This window comes from Rhodococcus sp. BP-332, from assembly GCF_019836065.1.
GTDB lineage: Bacteria > Actinomycetota > Actinomycetes > Mycobacteriales > Mycobacteriaceae > Rhodococcoides.
The window spans coordinates 21,980-40,270 of the sequence record NZ_JABUEC010000004.1 but is presented as its reverse complement, the minus strand read 5'-3'; the positions used below and the strand labels follow the sequence as shown (position 1 = coordinate 40,270).

Below are 18,291 nucleotides of genomic sequence, written 5' to 3'. Positions count from 1 at the left end.
AGGGCCATGCCGAACAGAGTCATGCGGACGGCTCTGAGTACCAGCGCAGAGGCCGTCGCCGCGGCAGTCGTCGCGGCCGCGGTGGCGGCCGTCGGTCTGTACGCCTTCTCCCTGGTGCAGTGGCCGGCGTTCAACTCCTCCAACGTGACTCGCGCCGTCGCGACGGTCGGGCAGGTGGCTGCTCTCGCGGTGCTGGCCGCGTCGGTGGTGATGCTCCGGCTGCGCCGCTCCCCCCGTGTCGCGACCCTGCTGTCGTGGATCGGCCTCTGCGGATTCGTCACCGTCACACTCGGCATGCCGCTGGCCGCCACGAAGCTGTACCTGTTCGGCATCTCGGTGGATCAGGAGTTCCGCACCGAGTACCTCACTCGCCTCACCGACTCGCCGGCACTGGCCGACATGACCTACGCCGACCTCCCGCCGTACTACCCCGCGGGGTGGTTCTGGGTCGGTGGCCGGGTCGCGGACGCGCTCGGTATTGCCGGGTGGGAGGCATACAAGCCTTACGCCATCGCGTCCCTCGCCGTCGCCGCCGTGGTCTCGCTCGTGCTGTGGCGCAGTCTCGTTCGGGCGGACCTGGCAGTACTGGTCGCGCTCGGCGTGACGGCCCTGATGCTGGCCTACGGTTCGCCCGAGGCGTACGGCGCCACGATCGCAGTCATGATCCCGCCCGTGCTGATCCTGGCGTGGGGTGCACTCCATCGCCCGGGGTCGACGCGCGGCGCAGGATGGGGAGCCGTCGTCGGCACCGGCCTGTTCCTCGGTGTCGCCGCGACGGTCTACACCCTCTATCTCGGTATCGCGGCCTTCACCGTCGTGCTCATGGCGGTGGTCGCGGCGGTGCTGCGCTATCGGGAGAACCGTTCCCTCGCAGTGCTGCTCGACCCGGCACTTCGCCTCGTCGTCATCGCAGGCATCTCCGGGCTGCTCGCGCTCACCGTCTGGGCGCCGTACCTGCTCGCGTCGCTGACGGGCAGCACGGCGGAGAGCGGAACCGCTCTGCACTACCTGCCGGAGTCCGGGTCCGAGCTGCCCTTCCCGATGGCGCAGTTCACCCTCACGGGCGCCCTGTGCCTCGTCGGCACTCTGTGGATCGTGGTGCGAGTCCGTGATTCTCGCCGTGCGCAGGCCCTGGGTCTCGGCGTCGTCGCCGTCTACGGGTGGTGCCTGCTGTCGATGCTCGCCACTGTCGCGGGTACCACCCTGCTCGGCTTCCGACTCGAGGCGGTGCTGGTGCTGATCCTCGGCGCCGCGGGCGTGTTCGGCTTCGTGGAGGGCGCTCGGGCGCTGTACCTGGTGGCGAGTGAGTCGCCCCGGGTCCGAACCGTCTCCGTCGCGGTCGGGATCGTCGGCGCCGTCGCCTTCGCCCAGGACATCCCCCACGTCCTGCAGAACGAGATCACGGTGGCGTACACGGACACCGACGGCGACGGAGTCCGTGCCGATCAGAGACCACCGAGCGCCGTGTCGTACTACGGCGAGGTCGACGCGGCACTCCAGGAGGCGCGGCCCGGTCCGCGGACCGACACGGTGTTGCTCACCTCGGACACGACGTTCCTCGCGTACCACCCGTATTTCGGGTTCCAGGGGCTGACGTCGCACTACGCGAACCCGCTCGCCGAGTTCGCCGCCCGCGCCGACGCCATCGAGTCGTGGAGCGATCTGCGCAGCAGCGACGAACTGATCGCCGCCCTCGATGCCCTGCCGTGGCGCGCCCCCGACGCGTTCCTCTTCCGTCGCGGCGCCGACGGTTACACGTTGCGTCTCGCGGAGGACGTGTACCCCAACGATCCGAACGTGCGCCGCTACACCGTCTCCTACCCCGAGTCGCTGTTCGACGACCCTCGGTTCGAGATCCGCGAGATCGGTCCGTTCGTCCTCGTCGTGCGCACGTGACCGCCCGCCGAGCGGACCTCCTCGCTGCCACCGTCTACACGCTGCTGTCCGTGCTGGTGCTGCACAACCAGTGGCAGCACCTGCAGTCGCAGTACCTCCGTTTCAGCGGCCAGGACCAGACCATGTGGGAGTGGTTCTTCGCCGTGACCGCCCGCTCGGTCACCCATCTCGACAACCCGTTCTTCTCCGACCTGCAGAACGCGCCCGACGGCGTGAACATGATGGCCAACACCGCGATGCTCGGCCTGTCGGTACCTCTGACACCGATCACTCTGGCCTTCGGACCGGCGGCCACGTTCACCCTCGCCCTGACGCTCGGGCTGGCGACCACCGCTTACGGGTGGTACTTCCTGTTCTCTCGCACCGTGATCCGGTCACGTGCGGCCGCGGGTCTCGGCGGGCTCCTCTGCGGGTTCGCGCCGGGCATGATCTCGCACGCCAACGCCCACCCCAACTTCGTCGTGCTCGGAGTGCTGCCGTTCATCCTGTATCTGCTCGTCCGAATGGCCGACGCGGAGGACACTCGCCGTCGCCGTCACGCCGTCGTCCTGGGTCTCCTGGTGGCGTGGCAGGTGATGCTCGGCGAAGAGCCGCTCCTCGTCTTCGCGGTCGCCGTCGCCCTGATCACGGTGCTGTACTGGGTGTTCCGGCCGCGCCGGTTCGTCCCCATGATCCGGCACGCGGCCCTGCCCGTGCTGGGTGCCGCACTGCTGACAGCGGTGCTCGTCGCGGTACCCCTGTGGTGGCAGTTCCGCGGGCGACAGCACTACAGCTACCTCGACCACAATCTGCCCGGGAACGATCTGGTGTCACTCGTCCGGTTCCCGCCCCAGTCGCTCTGGGGTGCAGCGTTTCCGATGGACGACGTCGCCCTGAACCCCACCGAGCAGAACGCGTACTTCGGCATCCCGCTGCTGCTTCTCGTCGTGGTCTCCGCCGTGGTGCTGCGCCGCCGTCCGATCGCGGTGGCCGCCTTCGTGTCGATCCTGATCCTCGGCGTCGCCTCACTGGGCGTCGCCCTCGTGGTCGACGGGACGGAGACCGGCATCGCCCTGCCCGGCGAGTACCTCGACCGGATCCCGCTCCTGCAGTCCGTCCTCGAGACCCGGTTCGTACTGGCCGCGGTGCCGGCCATGGCGCTGCTGATCGCGATGGTCACCGATCACGTCCTGACCGCACCCGCGTCGCGCCGCGTCGCCGTGGTGTGGACGGGCGCTCTCGCCGTCGCACTCGTCCCCCTCGCACCGACACCGCTGCCGACGGCCGACCGGGGAGAGACCCCGTCGTTCCTGGCGGACGGGACGTGGCGCGAGTACGTCGACACCGACGACCCGGGATCGATCGTCACCGTGCCGGTCCCGAATCCCGGCACCGCCGCAGCGCTGCGCTGGCAGGTGGACACCGGGCTCGAGTACCGCATCGCCGGTGGCTACTTCGTCGGACCGAGCGGACAACCGGACGGGGAGGCGAAGTACGGCGCGATCGATCGACCCACCGCGAAGCTGCTCGGCACCGCGGGACGCACCGGCATCGTCCCGACACTGAACGACGATCAGCGACGCACGGCGCGAGAGGACCTCGCGTTCTGGGACGCCGACGTGGTGATGCTGCCCCCGACCGAGAACCAGGAGGCACTGCGCGACACCGTCGACGATCTGCTGGGTCGCACCGCCACCGAGATCGACGGCACGTACGTGTGGGACGTCCGCTGACGGTCGCGGATTCTGGCGGGGCGGGTCTCGTCGCTTAGCATCGTGGCGTGCCGACAACCGCCGAGACGACGACCGAACCACCGGCCCCGGCGTCGAGACCGAGTCGATTCGCCTTCGGGAAGGCCGGAGGCCGGTCGGGACAGTTCGCCATCACGCGCATTGTCGCGATCGTCACGGGTCTGCTCGGCACACTTCTGGCGATCCTCACCCCGCTCCTACCCGTCGAGCAGGACGCCGCGTCCGTGACCTGGCCGCAGGACGGCTCGTTCACCAGCGTCGAGACGCCCCTCGTCTCGTACAACCCGCTCTCGCTGTCGGCCACCGTCCCGTGTTCCGTTCTCGCCGACGCCACGCCGGGCAGCCTGGTGCTGTCCACCGTCGCGCCGCAGTCACCGGATGCCCGGCGCGTGGGCCTCGTGGTCACACGGACCGACGCCGGCGACGTCACCGTCGTGCTGCGCGACCAACTGCTGCTCTCGGTGCCCGCGGACACCGTGGCCGGCTGCGATGCGCTCACTCTCACCTCGACGCCGGAGAGCACCACCGCGGCGGTCGGCGATCTCACCGGCACGGCCCCGGGCGACGTGCGACCCCAGACCGTCGGGGTGTTCAGCGACCTGACCGGATCCGCACCGGCCGACATGTCGGTACGCATCGACGTGGACTCTCGGTTCTCCTCCTCACCGTCGACGCTGAAACTGCTCGCGATCGTGCTGGGGTCGCTCCTGGTCATCGCGTCGCTGGTCGCACTGCACCGGCTCGACGACGCCGACGGCCGGCGCGCACGGCGGTTCTTCCCCCGGCACTGGCTCCGGGTCACCGGCGTGGATGCCGTGGTCGTGGGGACGCTGCTGCTGTGGCACGTCATCGGCGCCAACACCTCGGACGACGGATATCTGCTCAACATGGCGCGGGTCTCCGAGCACTCGGGATACATGGCCAACTACTACCGGTGGTTCGGCGTGCCCGAGGCGCCCTTCGGCATGCCGTACTACGACATGCTGGCCGCACTGGCCAAGGTGTCGACCGCCAGCCCGTGGATGCGCCTGCCCGCGCTGATCGCGGCCGTCCTGTGCTGGCTCGTCATCTCTCGGGAGGTCATCCCGCGCCTCGGTCGCGCGGTGCGCACCCGACCGGTGGCCGTGTGGACGGCCGGTCTGGTCTTCCTGGCCTTCTGGCTGCCCTACGACAACGGCCTGCGTCCCGAGCCGATCATCGCGCTCGGCGCTCTGCTCACCTGGTGCTCCATCGAGCGCGCGGTCTCCACCGGGCGCCTGCTGCCCGCGGCCGTGGCCGTGGTGATCGCCGCCTTCTCCCTCGCTGCCGGACCCACCGGCCTCATCGCGATCGCCGCGCTGCTGGCCGGCGCGCGCCCGGTCATCCAGATCGTCGTCCGTCGGCGCCACGCCGTCGGACTGCCCGCGCTGCTGGCCCCGATCCTCGCGGCGGGCACCGTGGTGCTGTTCGCCGTGTTCGCCGACCAGACCGTCGCCTCCGTCCTCGAGGCCACCCGTGTCCGATCCGCGGTCGGACCCAACGTGAAGTGGTTCGACGAGCGGTACCGCTGGGACGCTCTGCTCAACATCTCGCCCGACGGATCGCTCGCCCGCCGCTTCGCCGTCTTCGCGATGCTGCTGTGCCTCGTGACCTGTCTCGTCGTGATGCTGCGTCGCGGCGGCCGGATCCCGGGAACGTCGACCGGTCCGTCCCGCCGCATCCTCGGCATCGTCGCCGGAGCCCTCGCCCTCATGATGTTCACGCCGACCAAGTGGACGCACCACTTCGGCGTCTACGCCGGGCTCGCAGGGTCTCTCGCCGCGCTCGCCGCCATCGCCGTGATGTCGGCGACGGAGCGTTCACCGCGCAACCGGACTCTGTTCACGGCCGCCGTCCTGTTCCTCACCGCGCTGGCGTTCACCGGGTCCAACGGGTGGTGGTACGTCTCGAGCTACGGCGTGCCGTGGTTCGACAAGCCCCCGTCCATCGCCGGCAAGGGCTTCGCGACGCTGCTGCTCGGGCTCACCGTGCTGACGCTCGCGTACGCCGCATGGCAACACTTCCGCGCTCCCTACGTCGGCGCCGAGCCGGCGCGGACCCGGCGTTTCAGCGGGGCCTCGCTCACCGTCGTGGCCGGCCTCGTGGTGCTGTTCGAGGTGTTGTCCCTGCTCAAAGGGGCGGCGTCGCAGTACCCCGCGTACTCGGTGGCCCGGTCCAACGTGAACTCGATCCTCGGTCAATCGTGTGGCCTGGCACGCGACGTCCTGGTGGAGACCGATCCGAACGCCTCGATGCTCCAGCCGCTGAACCCGGAGCCGGGCGCCGACCCGCTCGCCGGGACCGACAGCGTCGGCTTCACCCCGAACGGCGTCGCCGGCGATCTGAGCGCTGATCGCGAGAGCTCGGGTGCAACGGGCGGAGCCAACTCGGTCGACCCCTCGGACACCGATCAGCAGGCCACCGCGAACAGCGCGGGCACCGGGGGCGGCACCACCGCCGGCACCGGCGTCAACGGCTCGCGGATCGCGCTGCCGTTCGGGCTGGACCCCGCGACCACGCCGGTGCTCGGCAGCTTCGGCTCCGGTGACGCCGCACCGGCGAGCCTCACGTCCGGCTGGTACGCGCTGCCCGACGCCGCGCAGCGAGACTTCCTGTCCGTCACTGCCGCGGGTCGTATCCGCTCGGTCGACACCGACGGCATCGTCACCCCGGGGCAGAGCCTCGAGGTGGAGTACGCCACGGTCGGGGCGGACGGTGCCGAGGAGATCCTCGGACGCGTCGCACCCATCGACATCGGCCCGCAACCGTCGTGGCGCAACCTGCGGGTCCCCCTCGACCAGGTCCCGCCGACCGCGAACGCTGTGCGACTCGTCGCCTCCGACGAGGATCTGGCGGGCGACCAGTGGCTCGCCGTCACCCCGCCGCGCGCACCGCGGACCACTGTTCTCAACGACGTCGTCGGGTCCACCGACCCGGTGCTGCTGGACTGGTCCGTCGGACTCGCGTTCCCGTGCCAGCGGCCGTTCGACCACCGCTACGGAGTCGCCGAACTGCCGGAGTGGCGCATCCTGCCCGACCGCAACGGTGCCGAGTCGACCAACGCCTGGCAGGACTCCGTCGGCGGCGGCCCTCTGGGCTGGACCGGACTGGTCCTGCGCGCGGAGACGGTACCGACCTACCTGGCGGACGACCTCCGTCGCGACTGGGGATCCCTCGAGCGCTATCTGCCCCTCGACCCGGACGCGGTGGCCGTCGAACCCGACGTGACCACGTCGTCGCGTTCGGGCATCTGGTCGCCCGGACACATCAAGTACCAGTAAGTAACCAGCGGGTGCAGCAACCGGATCACGGTCGCATAACATCGGGAGCCGTGCCCGACGCCCTCACCTCTTCGCCGACCGCGCCGACACCTGCCGGCCCGGATCGCTCGGTGGACGTCCGACAGCAGTACCGCACCACCCGCCTCGTGGCGATGGTGGCGGGGGTTCTCGGTGTTCTCTTCGCGATTCTGACCCCGTTCCTTCCGGTCACGCAGGACGACGCCGTCGTCCAGTGGCCGCAGGACGGCACCGTCGACAGTGTCGATGCACCCCTGATGTCCCAGGTGCCGGTCTCGATGTCGGTCTCCATCCCCTGCAGCGCCGTCGCGGACGTGCCGGACGCGGGCGGCATCCTCCTCTCCACCGCGCCGCCGCAGGGCGAGGGCGCCGCGCTGAACGCGATGTTCGTCCGCGTCGGCGAGAACACGGTCGACGTCCTCGACCGCAACGTCGTGATCGCCTCCGCCCCGCGCTCCGAGGTGCAGTCGGCCGCGTGCGGGGCGATCACCTTCACGTCCACCATCGATGCCACGTCCGCGTCGTTCGACGGGCTCGTGGACGCACAGGGCAATCCCCGCGCGGGTCAGCTCGGCGGCGACCTGCGGCCCCAGGTGGTCGGCGTCTACTCCGACCTCGCCGGCAGCGCCGCGCAGTACCCGGGCCTCGACGTGTCGATCGCCGTCGACTCCCGTTTCTCGTCGTCGCCCACCGTGCTCAAGCTGCTCGCCATGGCCGCCGCCATCGCCTGCACGGCGCTCGCACTGAGTGCGCTGGCCAGGCTCGACGGTGTCGACGGCCGCACCCACCGCCGCTTCTTCCCCGCGCACTGGTGGAAGGTCACCGGTATCGACGCGGTGGTGGTCGGCGCACTCGCCGGCTGGCACTTCTTCGGCGCCAACACCGCGGACGACGGGTACCTGCTCACCATGGCCCGCGTCTCCGAGAACGCCGGCTACATGGCCAACTACTTCCGCTGGTTCGGCGTCCCCGAGGCGCCCTTCGGCTGGTACTACGACGTGCTGGCCGCGTTCGCCAAGATCTCGACGGCGAGCCCCTGGATGCGCCTGCCCGCGCTGATCGCCGGCATCCTGTGCTGGCTGGTCATCAGCCGCGAGGTGGTCCCGCGCCTCGGGCGCGCGGTGCGCGTCAACTCGGTCGCCGTCTGGACCGGCGGACTGGTCTTCCTCGCCTTCTGGCTGCCGTACAACAACGGGCTGCGTCCCGAGCCCGTCGTGGCCCTCGGCGCCCTGCTCACGTGGTGCTCCGTCGAGCGCGCCATCGCGACCGGACGGCTGCTCCCCGCCGCCATGGCAGCGCTGATCGGCGCCTTCACCCTCGCCGCCGCACCCACCGGCCTCATGTGTGTCGCCGCGATCCTGACGGGCATCCGGCCGCTGGTGCGCATCGTCGTCAAACGGCACCGCATGGTCGGGACGCTGCCGCTGCTGGCACCCATCGCCAGTGCCGGCGTGCTGGTCCTCATCGTCGTCTACGGGGACCAGACCTTCGCGGCGGTCCAGGAGTCGACGCGTGTGCGCACGCTCATCGGTCCGAACCTGCCCTGGTACAACGACTTCCTGCGGTACTACTACCTCTTCGTCCAGACGGTCGACGGATCGGTCGCCCGCCGCTTCGCCTTCCTGACCATGCTGCTGTGCCTCTTCACCACGGTGTTCGTCCTGCTGCGGCGCAAGCGGATCCCGGGCGTCCCGTCCGGTCCGGCGTGGCGTCTCATCGGTGTCGTCTTCGGCACCATCTTCTTCATGATGTTCAACCCGACGAAGTGGACCCACCACTTCGGGGTGTACGCCGGCATCGCCGGTTCGCTCGCGGCGCTCACCGCCGTCGCGGTCTCGGCCAGTGCACTGCGGTCGCGGCGCAACCGCACCGTCTTCGTCGTCGGTCTCGCCTTCGTTCTCGCACTGTCGTTCTCGGGCATCAACGGGTACTGGTACGTCTCGAGTTACGGCGTGCCGTGGTTCGACAAGGTGGTCTCGGTCAAGGGGATCCAGTCCAACACCGTGCTGCTGATCCTGTTCTTCGCCGCCGTCGGACTCGCGGCATGGCACTATCTCCGCGAGGGATTCGCTGCGCCGCAACCGAAGCCCGGAACCGAACGCGGGCGGCGCATCCGCAAGTTCGCGGCCGCGCCGCTCACCGTGGTGGCCGGGTTGCTCGTCCTGTTCGAGATCCTCTCGCTCCTCAAGGGTGCCGTCTCGCAGTACCCCGCCTACTCGCTCGGTCGCTCCAACGTGCAGGCGTTGGCCGGCAACAGCTGCGGACTGGCCGGGGATGTCCTCGTGGAGTCCGACCCGAACGCCGGTGTGCTGTCGCCACTTCCGGGACCGGTGGACACTGCCACGGGCCCACTGGGCGGCGCCGAGCCCGTCGGCTTCACACCCAACGGCATCCCCACCGACCTCAGTGCCGACGCCGTGGAGGTCAAGCCCGGACAGGGCAACACCGACCAGCAGTCCGTGGGCGCGTCCTTCGAGGAGGGCCAGTCCTCCGGTACCGCGGGTGGTGTCGGCGCCGCCGGCGTCAACGGCTCCACCGCGCGCCTGCCCTTCGGGCTCGACCCCGCCACGACACCCGTCCTCGGCTCGTACCAGACCGGGGTGCAGACACCGGCCTACGCGACGTCGAGCTGGTACGGCCTCCCCGCACGCAGTGACGACGCGCCCCTGGTGGTGGTCAGTGCGGCCGGCCGCATCTGGTCCGAGAACCAGGAGACCGGCGAGAACACGTACGGTCAGTCGCTCCGCGTCGAGTACGGCATCCGGCAGCCGGACGGCTCGGTGCAGGTCCAGGGCGACTACCTCCCCAAGGACATCGGCCCGGCACCGTCGTGGCGCAACCTGCGCATCCCGCTCGACGAGCTCTCCCCCGATGCGGATGCCGTGCGTGTGGTCGCCAACGATCCCAACCTCACCGGTGACCAGTGGTTGGCCTTCACGCCGCCCCGCGTGCCCGTGGTCGTCCCGCTGCAGGAGGAGATCGGCACGACGCAGCCCGTCCTGCTGGACTGGGCCGTGGGGTTGCAGTTCCCGTGCCAGCGTCCGTTCGACCATCTCGACGGCGTCGCCGAGGTGCCGAACTTCCGCATCCTGCCCGATCGCGGGTTGGCGGTCTCGTCCACCGACACGTGGCAGGCCGCGGAGAACGGTGGCCCGCTGGGCTTCACCGAGATGCTGGCGACACCCACCACCGTCCCGACGTACCTGAACCACGACTGGGGACGCGACTGGGGTTCGCTCGAGCGCTACGACAGGTTCGATCCGAGCGCGTCCGCAGCGACCGTCGAGGTCACCGAGCAGACCCGGAGCGGGCTGTGGTCGCCGGGGACGCTGCGGGTCTACTAGACGGCGTTCGTCACCCCGTGGGCTCCGCCGGCGCGATCGGCGACGGGTGTGAGCACGAGTTCGGCGCGGGGACGCCGTCGAAGCGGTCCTGCAACCAGTCGACCGCCACCAGGCCGCCGACCTTCGCCGTGTCCTGGTGTGCCACCTGGCCGATCCAGGCGACGTCGGACTCGGGAGACGGTGCGGTGCAGGCCGTCCGGGCCAGCAGCGCCGTCGTGTTCGGGAGGACGACCGTGTCGGCGAGGCTCTGGACGACGAAGAGGGGTACGTCGACGCGCGAGAGGTCGATTGCCTGATCCGCTGCGGCGGCAGCCCAGTCCGGGTTCTGCATGGGGTCGGAGTCGAAGAACTGCTCCCCCTCGGCGCGCTCGAGCAGCAGTTCGGGCAGTTCGTCCGTGATGCACCCGTCGGCCAGCGACCGGTAGCGCGACATCGCCGCGTCGCCGAGCACCCCCTCGAGCGGCAGGTCGGGATACACGACCGGCCACGAGACCGCGACGCTGGGCCCGATCCCCCACGCCACGAACGTGTTCCACTGTTCGGAGAACAGCGGACCCAGCAGCGCCGCGGGCGCTGCCGCCGCCGCGCCCACCGACCGGAGCTCGGGCGCGTAGTCGGCGAACATCGCCGTGCCGATCGCCGCGTGACCGCCCTGCGAGTGCCCGAAGGTGGCGTACACCGAACTCGCTTGCGCCGGAGCGTGATCGCGCGCCGCCCGCACCGAGTTCAGAACGTCCTGCGCCTCGCTGCGGGCGATGAGATAGTACGTGTCACCGGCGGTGCCGAGGCCCGTGTAGTCCGTCGCCGCGACGACCCACCCGCGCTCCATCACGGACGGCAACCAGTTCGTGAAGTCCAGGGTGTCCTCCATCGTCGGGTGGTACCGCCGCGACGGGGTGCACTCGTCTCCGAAGCCGAGCGTGCCGTGAGACCACGCCAGAACCGGACGCCCACCCGGCGGCGCCGGTGCCGTCGGCACGATGAGCATTCCGGACGAGACGGCGGGCGACCCGTCGGGACGCTGGGTGCCGTAGAGCATCCGGTAGGCCGTGCCGCCGGGCACGTCCAGATCGTCGATCGGCTCGATGCGGATCAGCTCGCCCGGCGCGGCAGGCGTGTCCGGTGACTCGTAGAACGACGCGATCGACTCCTGGAACCGCGCATCGTCGCGAGACGTCGTGGACGACCGCGTGATCACCACCGCCACCACCGCGGCCACCACCAGCACCACGACCGCTCCGACGCAGGCCAGGACGACCACGGTCCGTCTCATGGCAGCACGATAGCCCCGGCGGAACTAGATCGGGAACAGATGCTGCTTTCTCGGTCGCGGTTCCTTCGCCTTGTCGCGCAGGATGTGCAGGGCCTTGCGAATCTCGAGACGCGTGGTGGACGGCTCGATCACGGCGTCGATGTAACCGCGCTCGGCGGCCACCCACGGCGTCGCCACGTGCTCGTTGTAGAAGTCGATGAATCCCTGACGGATAGCCGGGGCGTTGTCGCCCGCCTCGGCCAGCTGCTTGCGCGCCATGATCGACACCGCACCCTCCGCGCCCATCACCGCGATACGTGCTGTGGGCCAGGCGAAGTTGATGTCGGCGCCGAGCTGCTTCGACCCCATCACCGCGTATCCGCCGCCGTACGACTTGCGGATCACGATGGTGACCTTGGGGACCGATGCGCACACGTACGAGAAGATGAACCGGCCACCGCGCTTGATGACGCCGATCTTCTCCTGCTCGAGCCCCGGCAGGAATCCCGGTGTGTCCGTGACCAACACGAGCGGGATCTCGAAGGCGTTGCAGATGTTGATGAAATGAGACGCCTTGTCGCTGCTCGCCGCGTCCAACGCGCCGCTGAGGTGCATCGGCTGGTTGGCCACCACTCCCACCGGACGACCGTCGACGCGGGCGAACCCGACGATGATGTTGGACGCGGTCTGTGCGGTGAGTTCGTGGAAGTCACCGTCGTCGAAGATCCGCAGCAGGATCTCGTGCATGTCGTACCCGGCGTTGTCCGAGTCCGGCATGAAGGTGTCCAACGAACGATCGTCGTCCGTGATGGTCGGCTCGAGACCGGGGTTGATGACCGGCGGCTGCTCGTGGCAGTTCGACGGCAGATACGACAGGTACTTGCGCACCCACTCGAACGCTGCCTTCTCGTCCTGAGCCACGTGGTGCACGTTGCCGTACTCGGCCTGCTTCCGGGCACTCCCGAGATCGTGGAGGCTGACGTCCTCGCCGGTGACGGACTTGATGACGTCCGGGCCGGTGACGAACATGTAGGCCTCTTCGGTGGCCACGATGATGTCGGTGTTGATCGGCGCGTACACGGCGCCGCCGGCGCACTTGCCCAGGATCACCGAGATCTGCGGGCACATGCCGGACAACGGTTCCTGCCGACGACCGAGCTCCGCGTACCAGGCCAGCGACGTGACGGCGTCCTGCACACGCGCGCCGCCCGAGTCGTTGATACCGACGCACGGGCAACCGACGTCCGCCGCGAACTCCATGATGAGCGCGACCTTGCGGCCGAACATCTCGCCGACGGTGCCGCCGAACACGGTCTGGTCGTGCGAGAACACGGCGATCGGTCGGCCGTCGACCGTGCCGTGGCCGGTGACCACGCCGTCGCCGTACAGCGAGTCCTGGTTGCCGGGCGCGCGGACGAGGGCGCCGATCTCGACGAAGGAACCCGGATCGAGCAGCATGTCGATGCGCTCGCGCGCACTCGGAATGCCCTTCTTCGCGCGCTTGGCGATGGCGACGTCCCCTGCGGGTTCCCGCGCCACCTCCAACTTCTCGCGCAGTTCGGCCAGCTTGGCGGCAGTGGTGCTCACGTGTGCGACTCGCTTCCCTCCGGCGTGATCGACGCCGAAATGTCTCGCATCTTGCCCGTCAGATCCGCGGCGATCGCGCGGATGTACGGCTCGTCGATCACCGCGAGGTGGTCACCGCCGATGTGCACGATGTCCAGATTCGGTGCGAACGGCGCCCAGCCGCCGTGCGGCTCCCGCTTGCCGAGTCGAGGCTCGAGCGCGATGGCGTCGTCGTGGTACTTGTCCGCCATGTAGAGCGTGACGTCCCCGTCGTAGTGCTGGGGCCGGGCGGTCTGGATCGCGCGGTTGTCCAACCAGGACGTGCGCTGGTGCTCGATGATGCCGCTGGGGATCTTGGCGCTGCTCATCTTGACCATGTCCATGATGATCTTGATCTGGCCGTCGTCGTCGGCCTGTGCCAGCTTCTCGTACGGCAGCGGGTAGTCGACGTTGTAGAGCTTCTTGCCCACCTGCGCGTAGCGCTTCCAGCGGAGCTCGATCTCCTCCGCGGTGTCCGGGATCGGCTCGTACGGCATGACGGTGTCGATGAGCCCGACGTAGCGCACGTCGGCGCCCTCCTCGCGGAGCATCGTCGCGACGGCGTACGAGAGCACACCGCCGAGGGACCAGCCCATCAGCACGTACGGCCCGTCGCCCTGGATCTCCCGGAGCAGGGGCAGATACTCGCGGGCGCGATCCTCGATCGGTCCCTCCGTGCGCTCGAAGCCGTACATCGGCGTGTCCGCCGGGAGTCGCTTGAGCAGCGGCTCGTACACGACGCACGAACTGCCCGCGGGATGGAAGACGAACACCGGCACCGCGGTGGAGCCCTCCGGGCGAGCGCGCAGCGTGCGCACCAGTCCGGTGACGTCGCCCGACTCGAGGAACGGCCGCACCACGTCGGCGAGCTGCTCGATCGTCTCCGAGTCGAGGATGTCGTCGAACGTGATCTCGCCCTTCGACCGCTCGCTCAGACGCTCCGCGAGCTTCTCGGCCGTCGGATCGTCCAGCACAGGAAGGGGATTGAAGATGCCCCTGGCGGACTGCCCCGTCACGACGGCCCACGTCGCGAAGGTGAGGCGCTCCGCGGCGTCACGCGGTGCGACGTCCGTCCCGGTCGCCTCCGCGAACGACTGTGCGTCGCCCACGTCGGTCACCGCGTCGGCGACGGGCGCCTCGAACGCCGTCGCCGTGGTCGGGCCCGCCTGGCCGCTGTCGGATCCCGGTACGGTCTCGTCGACCACCGTCTCGGGCTCGGCGATCACCGGATCGGGCTGTGCGACAGGGGGTTCCTGCTCGGGCGTCTGATCGGCGGCCTGCTCGGCCGTGCGCTCGCGTTCCTGCTGCTCGGCGAGCGCCGCGACCTCCTCGCGATTGTCCAGCGCGTAGCGGAGGTACTTCTCCACCTCACGCAGGCTGGCGTCGCGCACGGCCTGCAACTGCACCTGGGGGATGTCGAACTCGAACTCCACGCGGTTCTTGATGCGCACGGCCATCAGTGAGTCGAGACCCAGTTCGATCAACGGGATCTCGGCCGGCAGATCCTCCGGCGCGTACCCCATCGACTCGGCGACGATGATCGCGAGACGATCCTCCATCGTCTGTGTCCCGTTCGGGATCCAGCGATCGCCGAAGTCGTCGACGACCTCGGGTTCCTCCTCCACGAACGGAGCCGCCGCGGCGGAATCGCCTGCGGGAGCCAGCGATCCGACACTGCCCGCCGCGGTGACCACGGCGTCGGCGACCGGCACGAAGAGGGTGCCGTCGTTCCAGTGCACCTGGAGGGACGCACCGCCCGGATGCGGGGTGAGCGTGGTGGTGAGCGAACCGGTGGTGGGCACGGGGCGCTGCGTGACCACGGCGCCGACCGTCACGTCGCCCAGCACCTCGCCGGCGAGTGTCGACACCAGATCTCCGATGGCGGACACACCGGCCACCGGTGTCTCCCAGACGACGCGGCCGTCGGGCAACGCGACTCGCGCGCCCCCGGCGCTGCCGCTGCCCAGATGCACCGCGGCGTCGATCCAGTGGTGTTTGCGCACGAAGGCGGTGCGTGGCGGTTCCGCGTACTCGCCGGGCCCGAACAGACTCGACAGCGTCACGGCATGGCCGTGCACGTAGAGGTCGGCGAGTGCGGCGAGGAACGTCGCGGGCTCGCTCTCCTTGCGCTTGAGCGTCGCGATCAGCGTCGCGTCCGGAACACCCGTCGCCCAGGCCGTGGCGGCGACGGACATCAGCGCCACCGGATTGGGCGACAACTCCACGAAGGTGGTGTAGCCGGCATCCACGGCCAGCTTGACCGCCTGGGTGAACCAGACGGGATGGCGCATGCCCTTGGTCCAGTACTCGACACCGTGGATCGGCTCGTGACCCGCGCGGTAGAACGCTTCCCTGTCCACCGACGAGAACACCGACACGGCGAGTGGGGTGGGCTCGATGCCCATCAGTTCGGCCGCGAGCTCGCCCAGCAACGGATCGACGGCCGAGGTGTGTCCGGCGCCCTTCACGTCGAGGATGCGGCCCATCTTGCCGAGCGACTCGGCGTACTCGACCAGCTGTCGCACCGGCTCGGCCGGTCCGCCCACGGTCGTGTGCGTCGGCGCTGCGTACACGCTGGGCTCCACCCCGGGGAAGCGGTCGGTGAGGTCGGCGACCTCCTGCGCGGAGAACTCCACCAGCGCCATCGCGCCGGCCTCGGCGTCGCCGAGACCTTCCTGGCCCTCGCCGAGCAGTCGCGAACGCGCCACGATGATGCGCACCGCGTCCTCGAGGTTCAGACCACCGGCGGCGTACGCGGCGGCGACCTCACCCATCGAGTGGCCCACCACCGCGGTCGGCGCGGCGCCGTACGCACGCAGCGTCTCGACGAGCGCCACCTGGATCGCGAAGATCCCGACCTGCGAGTTCTCGAAGTCGTACGTGAGCGAGTCGTCCGAGACGATCGCCCGGATCGAGTACCCGGACTCGTCCTCGATGAGGGCGTCGACGCGATCGAGCGCCGCGGCGAACAGCGGCTCGGACGCGTAGAAGTCCTTCGCCATCTTGCGGTGCTGCGCACCGAAGCCGGAGAACACCCACACCGGGCCGTTGGACGCGGGCGCGTCGGCGGAGAACACGCCGGGGCCCGGCTTGTTGTCGGCGACGGCGCGCAGTCCGGCGACGGCCTCGGCACGCGTCGTGGCGAGCACGACGGCGCGGGAGCGCCCGTGATTACGACGGGCGAGGGACCGACCGAGAGCCTCGAGGTCCGTGGTGCTGCCGACCTCGGACTCGATCCAGTCGGCCAGATCCGATGCCGCACGACGACGGCGCGACGGCATGCTCGCCGACACGGCGAGGAGAACGGGTCCCGGCTCCGGCGCCTCCTCGGACTCGGCCGGAGACGCCGACACACCCGCGAGTACCCGCTCGATGTCCGCCGGCGTCTCCTCGGGAACGCCCACGGGCTCCCCGATCAGCGCTTCCGGATCGACCGCTGTCGAATCGAACTCCGGCGAATCGAACTCGGGTGCGCCGGCAACGCTCGGCGCCGACGCGGCGGGAACGTACTCGCGGACCACGACGTGCGCGTTGGTGCCGCCGAAACCGAAGCCGGAGACACCGGCGATGGCGGTGCCTGAGTACCGGGGCCAGTCCGTCGCGGTGTCGACGACGCGGAGCCTGGCCGCGTCGAACGGAATGTAGGGGTTGGGTCCGGCGTAGTTCAGGGACGGCGGCACCTGGTTCTCGCGCATCGCGAGGATCACCTTGATGAGCCCCGCGGCGCCCGCGGCACTCTCGAGGTGGCCGAAGTTCGTCTTCGCGGAACCGAGCAGCGCGGGCTTGTCCGCGTCGCGTCCGCGGCCGACGACGCGACCCAGTGCATCGGCCTCGATGGGGTCGCCGAGGATGGTGCCGGTGCCGTGCGCCTCGATGTAGTCGACGGTGGTGGGCACGATGCGGGCGTCGCGGTAGGCGGTCCGCAGGACGTCGGCCTGGGCGTCCGGGTTGGGCGCGGCCAGCCCGTTCGAGCGACCGTCCTGGTTGACCGCGCTGCCCGCGATGACCGCGAGCACGGTGTCCCCGTCGCGCTCGGCGTCCTCGAGACGCTTGAGCACCACCAGGCCGCCGCCCTCCGAGCGGATCATGCCGTCGGCGTCCGACGAGAACGCCTTGATGCGGCCGTCGGGTGCGAGCACGCCGGTCTGCCCGAATCCGAGCGTCGCGGCGGGCGAGAGCAGCATGTTCACGCCGCCGGCCAGGGCCAGGCTCGACTCACCGGTGCGGAGGCTGCGCACCGCCTGGTGCACGGCGACGAGGGACGACGAGCACGCGGTGTCCAGCGCGACGGACGGCCCGCGGAAGTCGTAGAAGTAGGACACGCGCCCCGCGACGACGGCGGTCGACGTGCCGGTCAGTGCATAGGGGTGCGGGTCGGGATCGCTGACGGCGATCATCTGGTAGTCGTTGGTCGACGTGCCGATGAAGACGCCGACCTGCGTGCCCTTGAGTTCGTTGGCCGGAATCCGCGCGTCCTCCAGCGCTTCCCACGTGAGCTCCAGCGCGAGGCGCTGCTGCGGGTCGACGTTGGCCGCCTCGCGCGGCGACATGGCGAAGAACTCCGCGTCGAACGTCTTGACGTCGTCGAGGTACCCGCCGCGGGTCACCGTCTTCTCCACCGCCTCGGCGATGGCACGGTCGCCGAGGAACTCGGACCACCGGCCCTCGGGCAGATCGGTGATGCCGTCGCGTCCGCCGGACAGCATGTCCCACATCTCGTCCGGCGTGTGGCCGGCACCCGGGAAGCGGGTGGACACGCCCACGACGGCGATGTCGTGACTGTCGTCGGTGGTGCCGGACAGGTAGAACGCGTCGTCGGTGGTGCCGCTCTCCGACTCGGGCTCCCCGTCGATGATGCGTGTCGCGAGCGAGGCGATCGTGGGGTGCTGGTACGCGACCGTGGCCGTCAGCGTGACGCCGACCAGATCCTCGATGTCGCCGCTCAGCGCGACGGCGTCGCGGGACGCGAGACCGAACTCCTCCATCGGACGGTCGTCGGAGATCTCCGAGACGTCCTTGCCGGTGGCCTCGGCGACCCAGGCGCGGAGCCAGTCCCTCAGCTGCGCGACGGTCATGTCGCCCGCCTGCGGGGCCCCGGCGTCACCTGTCGGCTCCGGTGCGGACGTCGTTGTCTCTTCTTCAGCCAT

The 18,291-nt window shown here is 69.9% G+C and carries 7 protein-coding genes; 4 read left to right on the top strand and 3 right to left on the bottom strand.

Going from position 1 to position 18,291, the window contains the following annotated elements; translation table 11 throughout:
* Window positions 1-6: 6 nt before the first annotated feature.
* From HQ314_RS15385 to HQ314_RS15370, 4 genes are read left to right on the top strand one after another with little or no spacing between them, the layout of a single operon-like run.
* Window positions 7-1,896, top strand: a complete 1,890-nt coding sequence (locus HQ314_RS15385; RefSeq protein ID WP_261781755.1) for a galactan 5-O-arabinofuranosyltransferase — start codon at window positions 7-9, stop codon at window positions 1,894-1,896.
* Window positions 1,893-3,608 (top strand): 6-pyruvoyl-tetrahydropterin synthase-related protein, encoded by a 1,716-nt coding sequence (locus HQ314_RS15380; RefSeq protein ID WP_222650535.1) that lies wholly within the window; start codon window positions 1,893-1,895, stop codon window positions 3,606-3,608. The genes HQ314_RS15385 and HQ314_RS15380 overlap by 4 nt, the downstream gene beginning before the upstream one ends.
* 47 nt (window positions 3,609-3,655) lie before the next feature.
* Entirely contained in the window at window positions 3,656-6,925 is a 3,270-nt protein-coding gene (locus HQ314_RS15375; protein ID WP_374197841.1) for an arabinosyltransferase domain-containing protein, read from the top strand.
* 50 nt (window positions 6,926-6,975) lie between these two features.
* On the top strand, window positions 6,976-10,287 hold the full coding sequence (locus HQ314_RS15370) for an arabinosyltransferase domain-containing protein (RefSeq protein ID WP_222650534.1): 3,312 nt from the start codon (window positions 6,976-6,978) through the stop codon (window positions 10,285-10,287).
* 10 nt (window positions 10,288-10,297) lie between these two features.
* On the opposite strand, the gene HQ314_RS15365 is transcribed toward HQ314_RS15370, so the two are convergent.
* The 3 genes from HQ314_RS15365 to pks13 are packed head-to-tail and all read right to left on the bottom strand — an operon-like array spanning window position 10,298 to window position 18,291.
* A complete protein-coding gene (locus HQ314_RS15365; RefSeq protein WP_222650533.1) occupies window positions 10,298-11,560 on the bottom strand; it encodes a lipase family protein in 1,263 nt (420 codons plus the stop codon).
* Window positions 11,561-11,584: 24 nt separating this feature from the next.
* Window positions 11,585-13,126, bottom strand: a complete 1,542-nt coding sequence (locus HQ314_RS15360) for an acyl-CoA carboxylase subunit beta (RefSeq protein WP_027507281.1) — start codon at window positions 13,124-13,126, stop codon at window positions 11,585-11,587.
* Window positions 13,123-18,291, bottom strand: coding sequence for a polyketide synthase Pks13 (pks13, locus tag HQ314_RS15355; RefSeq protein WP_374197840.1), 5,169 nt, complete (start codon window positions 18,289-18,291; stop codon window positions 13,123-13,125). Before pks13 ends, HQ314_RS15360 begins: the two co-directional genes overlap by 4 nt.